A 2,800-nucleotide genomic window follows, 5' to 3' on the forward strand; every position below is an offset into this window, starting at 1 on the left:
CATTGCGCAGCGACACCCAGTTCAGCTCGTCGGTGCTGCTCAGCACGACCAGGACCCGACGGGCCTCGGTGAGCTTGGTCAGCGTGGCCAGGGCCGCCTTGGTCGACGGCTTCTCGCCCGAGACGAACGCCTCGACGACGTGCACCTGCCCGGCGCGGGCCCGGTCGGAGAGGGCACCCCGCAGAGCGGCGGCCTTCATCTTCTTCGGGGTCCGCTGGCTGTAGTCGCGCGGCACGGGACCGTGCACGACGCCACCGCCGGCGAACTGCGGCGCGCGGATCGAGCCCTGCCGGGCGCGACCGGTGCCCTTCTGCTTGTACGGCTTCTTGCCGCCACCGGCGACCTCGCCGCGGGTCTTGGCCTTGTGCGTGCCCTGTCGGGCCGCCGCGAGCTGGGCCACCACGACCTGGTGCATCAGCGCGACGTTGGCCTGCACGTCGAAGATGTCCTCCGGCAGCTCCACGGAGCCGCTGGTGGTGCCTTCGACGGTGCGCACGTCAACGGTGGTCACTTGGCCGCACCGCCCTTCTTCACCTTGCTCTTGGCCGCGGTACGGACCAGAACGAGCGCGCCCTTGGGACCAGGAATGGCACCCCGGACGAGCAGCAGGTTGTTCTCGGTGTCGACCGCCTGGACGGTGAGGTTCTGCACGGTGTACCGAACGCCACCCATACGGCCGGCCATCCGGGTGCCCTTGAAGACACGCCCCGGAGTGGCGCAGGCGCCGATGGAGCCGGGCGAGCGGTGCTTACGCTCGACGCCGTGCCCGGCGCCCAGGCCGTGGAAGCCGTGCCGCTTCATCGGGCCGGCGTAGCCCTTGCCCTTGGTCTTGCCGGTGACGTCGATGGTGACGCCGGCCGGGAACTCCTCGACAGTGACTTCCTGCCCGAGCGAGTATTCCCCGGCGTCGGAGGTGCGCAGCTCGACGATGTGCCGGCGCGGCGCCACGTCCGCCTTGGCGTAGTGCCCGCTGACCGGCTTCTTGACCTTGCGCGGGTCGATGGTGCCGTACGCGAGCTGGACCGCGGAGTAACCGTCCTTCTCGGCGCTACGAACCTGGCTGATGACGCACGGGCCGGCCTCGACCACGGTCACGGGAACAACGCGGTTGTTCTCCCAGACCTGGGTCATGCCGAGCTTGGCGCCCAGGATCCCCTTGACTTGCCTGTCCATTTGTCCGGTCCCTACAGCTTGATCTCGATGTCGACGCCAGCCGGCAGGTCGAGGCGCATGAGCGAGTCGACCGTCTTCGGGGTCGGGTCGATGATGTCGATCAGCCGCTTGTGAGTGCGCATCTCGAAGTGCTCGCGCGAGTCCTTGTACTTGTGCGGCGAGCGGATAACGCAGAAACGGTTGATCTCCGTGGGCAGCGGCACCGGGCCCGCGACCTGCGCCCCGGTGCGCGTCACCGTCTCGACGATCTTCCGAGCCGAGGAGTCGACGACCTCGTGGTCATAGGCCTTGAGCCGGATGCGGATCTTCTGTCCCGCCATGGTGGCTTCTGTTCCTTCTCTCGATGCCGCTGTGTTGCGGGCGCCTGTACCGGCTGGTACAGGCCCACTTCGCCGACCCCCGCGGTCGGGCGTGTCGCGCCCTCGGGCCGAGCTCCGCCCCTACGTACCGGAGTGGTGCTGACCGCACTGGGGGTCAAGGCGCCGATCGCACTACCGCGACCTGAACGCCGTGCGAGGGTGGTTGGCGACTGGGCCGCCAACCACCCTACGCTCGACTGCCTCGCCACCCGGAGGTTCAGCGAAAGCCGAACACAGGCGACGAACTGTCGTTACGCAACCTGACTAGTATGCCGCACGACCGGCGGCGGGTCTAATCGGGGTTACCTAGTTCACTTGTTAATCTTGGTGACGAACCCGGCGCCGACGGTGCGGCCACCCTCGCGGATCGCGAACTTGAGGTTCTCCTCCATGGCGATGGGCTGGATCAGCTTCACCGACATGGACGTGTTGTCACCCGGCATGACCATCTCGGTGCCCTCGGGAAGGGTGACGACACCGGTGACGTCCGTGGTCCGGAAGTAGAACTGGGGACGGTAGTTCTGGAAGAACGGGGTGTGACGGCCACCCTCCTCCTTGGAGAGGATGTAGACCGTCGCCTCGAACTCCGTGTGCGGGGTGTTCGAGCCCGGCTTCACGACGACCATGCCGCGCTCGACCTCGTCGCGCTTGGTACCACGCAGCAGCAGGCCGACGTTCTCACCTGCGCGGGCGTCGTCCAGGGTCTTCCGGAACATCTCGATCGCGGTGACCTTGGTCTTGAAGCTCTTCTCCTTGATACCGACGAGCTCAACATCCTCGTTCGGCAGGAGAACGCCGCGCTCCACGCGACCGGTGACGACGGTGCCACGACCAGTGATCGTGAAGACGTCCTCAACCGGCATCAGGAACGGCTTGTCAACCTCGCGCTCCGGCTGCGGGATCGAGGTGTCGACAGCGGTCATCAGGTCCAGCAGCTTGCCGGTCCACTCGGGGTCACCCTCGAGGGCCTTCAGCGCCGAAACCCGAACGACCGGCAGGTCGTCACCCGGGTACTCCTGCGAGGAGAGCAGCTCACGGACCTCGAGCTCGACGAGCTCCAGGAGCTCCTCGTCATCGACCATGTCGCTCTTGTTGAGCGCCACGACGATGTACGGCACACCGACCTGACGGGCCAGCAGCACGTGCTCGCGGGTCTGCGGCATCGGGCCGTCGGCTCCCTGGTCGGCTGGGCGCCCTGCTGACGCAGGTGCGCGACATCGTCCATCACCACCGAGAGCACCAGCACGAGCAGCGACCAGGCGAACGCC

The 2,800-nt window shown here is 67.2% G+C and carries 3 protein-coding genes and 1 pseudogene; all 4 read right to left on the minus strand.

The features are described 5' to 3' along the window. Window positions 1–511, minus strand: a 511-nt coding sequence (rplD, locus tag ABZ749_RS33190) for a 50S ribosomal protein L4 (protein WP_357234900.1), incomplete at its 3' end; no start/stop codon positions are given. Next, window positions 508–1,173: a 50S ribosomal protein L3 gene (rplC, locus tag ABZ749_RS33195; protein ID WP_357234903.1), complete on the minus strand. Its 666-nt coding sequence runs from the start codon at window positions 1,171–1,173 to the stop codon at window positions 508–510. The genes rplC and rplD, both read right to left, overlap by 4 nt. Window positions 1,174–1,184: 11 nt before the next feature. Further along, the gene (gene rpsJ, locus ABZ749_RS33200) at window positions 1,185–1,493 is read right to left on the minus strand and encodes a 30S ribosomal protein S10 (protein ID WP_007073037.1); all 309 of its coding nucleotides are present in this window, start codon (window positions 1,491–1,493) and stop codon (window positions 1,185–1,187) included. Window positions 1,494–1,843: 350 nt separating this feature from the next. Then, window positions 1,844–2,704: pseudogene (locus tag ABZ749_RS33205) on the minus strand (elongation factor Tu); the annotation flags it as partial. Between the last annotated feature and the right edge of the window lie 96 nt (window positions 2,705–2,800).

Source organism: Micromonospora sp. NPDC047753 (assembly GCF_040642735.1).
Lineage (GTDB): Bacteria > Actinomycetota > Actinomycetes > Mycobacteriales > Micromonosporaceae > Micromonospora.

Bases quoted from the DNA above. Each gene is read 5' to 3' on its own strand.
- rpsJ (WP_007073037.1), bottom strand. From the start codon at position 1,493: ATGGCGGGACAGAAGATCCGCATCCGGCTCAAGGCCTATGACCACGAG.
- rplC (WP_357234903.1), bottom strand. From the start codon at position 1,173: ATGGACAGGCAAGTCAAGGGGATCCTGGGCGCCAAGCTCGGCATGACC.